The organism is Bacteroidota bacterium (assembly GCA_030706565.1).
Classification (GTDB): domain Bacteria; phylum Bacteroidota; class Bacteroidia; order Bacteroidales; family JAUZOH01; genus JAUZOH01.
Genome location: JAUZOH010000307.1, coordinates 1 through 4,594, shown reverse-complemented (window position 1 = coordinate 4,594; position 4,594 = coordinate 1). Strand labels below are relative to the sequence as shown.

Genomic DNA, 4,594 nt, shown 5'->3' with positions numbered 1-4,594 from the left:
TATCCAGGCATTTTGTGCTGCCCTGGCTTTGTTTTTCTTGTGCGGATTGCAGAATTTTTTACTTTTTTGCCTCATATTCCGGCACTGATTTTGTCCACGTCTATTGCCTGGGTGGCCATTGTCTGGTGCATCAACCTGTTTAACTTTCTGGATGGCATAGACGGGTATATCAGTACGGAAGTTATTTTTATCGGAGGGGCTGTATTTCTGCTTTCCGGCGATCAGACATCTTTATTGTTGGCTTCCGCCACTTTGGGTTTTCTGTTTTGGAACTGGCAAAAGGCCAGGATTTTTATGGGCGATGTGGGTAGTACCCTCCTGGGTTTTACCATTGCCGTTTTTGCCATCTACCACCAGAATCACTTCCTCCTTTCTATTCCCGTCTGGCTTATTTTAACCTCCGTATTCTGGTTCGATGCCACGGTGACTTTACTGCGGAGGATAAGGAATAAGGAACAACTATCCGTGGCTCACCGCAAACATGCCTATCAGCGGATTGTGCAGGCCGGCTTCAGCCACCAGAAGACGGTGCTTTGGGCATTGGGGTTGAATCTGATCGGATTGCTTTTTTCCTGGTTCGCAGTACAATTTGAAGATTTGAGCTGGCTGTTTTTATTGGCAGATATCCTGTTTCTTTCAGGGGTAATGCGTTATGTAGATGGGAAAAAGGCCTTTGGAGAGGTGGTGTAAAAACAAACCACGGAGGCACTAAGGGCATAAAAAATCTCCGTGCCCTGTGCCATTAATGGTAAATATTCTATTGGTGATTTCCTTCAACGCTCCTTTTACCCCGCACCCCTTAAAAAGGGGCTATAACTGGCCGGTGGAGTGCATGAGTAAGTGCTGTCAAGTTGCTGATTAAAAGTCATTTAGCCGGACGAATATAAAATATAAAAAAAAATCAAATTCTGTCCAACTAAGAAGCAGTGTCCTGTTATAACCCCTTTTTAAGGGGCTGGGGTTGAATTTCAAACCATATCCAACCACCTCAAACTTTTAATGTACTTCTAGGTCTCCGTTACGCAGCTTGTTTACTTGATTTTACTGAATTTTCTACAAATAGTTCACCGCTGCGCGGCTTAAAATAAAATTCATCTCAGAACACAAGAAACTTCGAACTATCTCGAACCACCTCAAACAATATCTAACCACAAGGAACACAAGGATTACACAAGGTTCACAAAGAAACTTTGAACCAATTGAACCCTTGAACTATATTGAACCCTCTTGAACCATATCAAACAACTTCAAACAATCTCAAACCACTTGTCTTCTCCGTGCCATTAGTGGTAATGACTTTCCCTAAAACAATATCTAACCATTTATCATGATCAACGGCCCCACTCATCATTCACTAACTATCAAGAACTATACTTGTTGTTCGTTCCGAAAAATGTATTATATTTACACTTTAAAGAACCCAAAATGTAATATTATATACATTTTATGGAACGTAAGATAGAAGCGGAATTGTTAGCATGGAAAAATTCTACTACAAGGATGCCTTTGTTATTGCACGGGGCAAGGCAGGTAGGAAAGACATTTGTGGTTAAGAAATTTGCAAAAGAGCATTATGCCCATCTCGTTTATTTGAATTTCGAAGCTAATGCTCAACTGCAAGCTATTTTTGCTAAAGATTTGTCACCCAAGAGAATTGTTGCTGAATTATCGGTTTTAATGGGTGCTGCTATTCAGGAACATACAACTTTACTTTTTTTTGACGAAATTCAGGCATGCGAACGGGCTTTGACCTCGCTGAAATATTTTAGTGAGGATAGTCCGGATTATCATATTATTGCAGCCGGTAGTTTGCTGGGGGTGGCTTTGCATCGTGTGCAATATTCATTTCCTGTCGGTAAAGTGGTGGTTAAAATGCTTTACCCATTGGATTTTGAAGAGTTTCTTTGGGCAACAGCAAGTAAAGATGCTGCTGATATAATCAGAGCTTGTTACAATAGTAATGTAAGTTGTTCGTTGCACGAACATTTCATGGAGCAATTTAGATTGTATTTGTGTCTGGGTGGAATGCCTAATGTAATAAATACTTATTTGCAAACCCATAGTTTTGATGAAGTGGCTACTGTTCAGCGGAATATTGTGGATGCCTATATAGCTGACATGGCAAAATATACACTGCCTGTAGATACCGTTAAAATCATGTCTGTCTTTCATTCCGTTCCGGCTCAACTAGCCAAAGAGAATAAGAAATTTCAATATAAATATATAAAATCCGGTGCAAGAAGTCATCAGTACGAAACAGCTATAGATTGGTTGTGTGCTTCGGGGATAGTCATTAAATGTGTGAGAATTCATCAGGGACGTTATCCGCTTTCAGTATTTTCGGAATCGGGGATTTTTAAAATTTATTTGGGGGATGTTGGTTTACTGAGCTCTATATTAGGAATTGCTGCACAAGTTATACTGTCGGACAGTAAGCAAATGAATTATTTTAAGGGGGCTTTGATTGAAAATTATGTAGCCAGTGCCTTAGTAAGTTGTGGTTTTGAATGCTATTATTGGGAGTCGGAGGGTAAGGCGGAAGTTGATTTTGTGATACAAACCAATGGAGGTGAGTGTATTCCTATTGAAGTAAAATCGTCGGAAAATGTTCGTTCGAAGAGTTTAAATCAATATGTTCTGAAATATAACCCAGCCTATTCAATCCGTATTTCAGCAAAGAATTTTGGTTTCGAAAATGGTATCAAGGCTATACCACATTATGCGTGTTTTTGTATACGGTAAATCAAATTGTCAGTAAACAGTTGTCAGTTCGTGTGTTTTCTCAGTGAATCTCGGTATTTACTCAGCGTTTCTCAGCGTAATTCGTATAAGGTTACACTGAGAAAATTCATGAGAAGTTAATGTTACGCTGAGCAAGAATGTATTGTCAGTAAAAGGTGTAAATAAAATTTCACCAATCAAACACCGTCCTCCAAAGAAGCACTATCCTGTTATAGACCTTTTTAAGGGGTTAGGGGTTAATAGCATACCAACCACGGAGTCACTAAGAACACAAGGAATAAGAGTTTTGAACAAACTGACAAAAATGATTCGTGCAAAATTTTTTCGTATATTTGATAAAAATAAGGAAAATGAAAGCGGATACTCAAATAATAGATGGTTATTGGGGATTGTTAAGCAATTTGCCTGCTTCTATGAAACATAAACTGATTGAGAGATTATCAAAATCGGTTAATAAAGATATTTCTTCAATAGATGTAAGGTTTGAGCGATCATTTGGTGCATGGGATGATTCAAGAGATGCAGAAGATATCATCAGCGAAATTAAAAATAGCAGAACCTTTAACCGGGAAATTGAATCATTTTGAAAAAATATCTTTTTGATACAAACATTTGTATCTATTATATTAAAGGTAAGTTCGGTTTAAATGAAAAGTTAAAGTCAGTAAAAAAGGAAAACCGTTTTATTTCTGAAATTACATTGGCTGAATTGAAATATGGAGTGAAAAATAGTAAAAATCCTAACAAGAATCAATTAGTCTTAGACGATTTCTTAACGGGTGTGCAGATTCTTCCTATTTTTAATTCTCTAGATCTTTATGCAGAGGAAAAGGCCAGGTTGAGAAAAGATGGACTGCTAATTGATGATTTTGATTTATTGATTGGTGTATCCTCAGTTGCTAATGACATGATGCTTATTACGAACAATGAAATCCATTTCAGTCGAATCAATAAAATTAAGATTGAAAACTGGACAAAAATATAGTAAGTTCAATTAAATTGAGCCACATACGACACAAGAAATAAAAAAATATCCTCCATGAACTTTGTATCTTAGTGGTTTAGAAACAACAACAAAACACATAAAATTTCTCCACTCAAACACTATCAAACAATGAAGCAATATCTTGTTATAGCCCTTTTAAAGGTTTGGTATTAAATTGGGATACATTTACCTTATGAAATCCTCGTGACCCTTGTGGTTTTTGCTTTTTTTTTAAAATATATTTTGAAATTTATTAATCCCATAGGGAATACAATTTTCTATCACGTAAAGGTCAAAGCCATATCAAAGGCATGGATAAAGCATAGATAAAGCATGGTAAAAGTTAAATGGAACCAAATTCAGTCATTTTTTATTTAAAATGCCAAAACTCTGCACTTTGGCGTCCTTGCTGCTTTGCATGTAATCCATCTCTTGCTAAGGCTTACGGGTTTACTAAGAGACTTTGACAAATCTTGAACTTTTGACGTATTTTAAGGTTAATTTTTAATAGGTCTCCGCTACGCGGCTTGATTACTTGATTTCACTATCTTTTCTACAAATTGGACGCCGCTACGCGGCTTAATATAAAATTCATTCCGGAACACAAGTAGCTTTGAACCCATTGGAACATATTGAACCATTTCAAACTACCTCAAACAATACCTAACCACAAGGAGCACAAGGTTTTCACAAGGGCCACTATTGAACTTGTATTCTCCGGGCCTTAGTTATTCATAAAAAACAACTACTTAATTTTTACCCTCCTTAAGCTAAAAATCTGAAAACCAGTTTCTTGGCTTATTCATTCTTTTTTTCTCTTTCGAAAACGGGCTTTTTGTTTATCTTTGGTTCATGAAATAAGGCGAG

4 protein-coding genes are annotated in these 4,594 nt (G+C 37.0%); all 4 read left to right on the top strand.

The annotated features are described in order from the left end of the window. On the top strand, positions 1-690 hold a 690-nt coding region (locus Q8907_13075; GenBank protein ID MDP4275203.1), incomplete at its 5' end, for a glycosyl transferase. 756 nt (positions 691-1,446) lie between these two features. Then, positions 1,447-2,742, top strand: coding sequence for an ATP-binding protein (locus tag Q8907_13070; GenBank protein ID MDP4275202.1), 1,296 nt, complete (start codon positions 1,447-1,449; stop codon positions 2,740-2,742). Positions 2,743-3,092: 350 nt separating this feature from the next. Beyond that, positions 3,093-3,329 carry a hypothetical protein gene (locus tag Q8907_13065; GenBank protein ID MDP4275201.1) on the top strand — a complete coding sequence of 79 codons (237 nt, stop codon included), beginning with the start codon at positions 3,093-3,095 and terminating at the stop codon, positions 3,327-3,329. Next, on the top strand, positions 3,326-3,727 hold the full coding sequence (locus Q8907_13060; GenBank protein MDP4275200.1) for a type II toxin-antitoxin system VapC family toxin: 402 nt from the start codon (positions 3,326-3,328) through the stop codon (positions 3,725-3,727). The genes Q8907_13065 and Q8907_13060 overlap by 4 nt, the downstream gene beginning before the upstream one ends. Positions 3,728-4,594 lie beyond the last annotated feature (867 nt).

Coding starts and splice junctions, on each gene's coding strand:
- Q8907_13070 (MDP4275202.1), top strand. CDS start 1,447: ATGGAACGTAAGATAGAAGCGGAATTGTTAGCATGGAAAAATTCTACT.
- Q8907_13065 (MDP4275201.1), top strand. CDS start 3,093: ATGAAAGCGGATACTCAAATAATAGATGGTTATTGGGGATTGTTAAGC.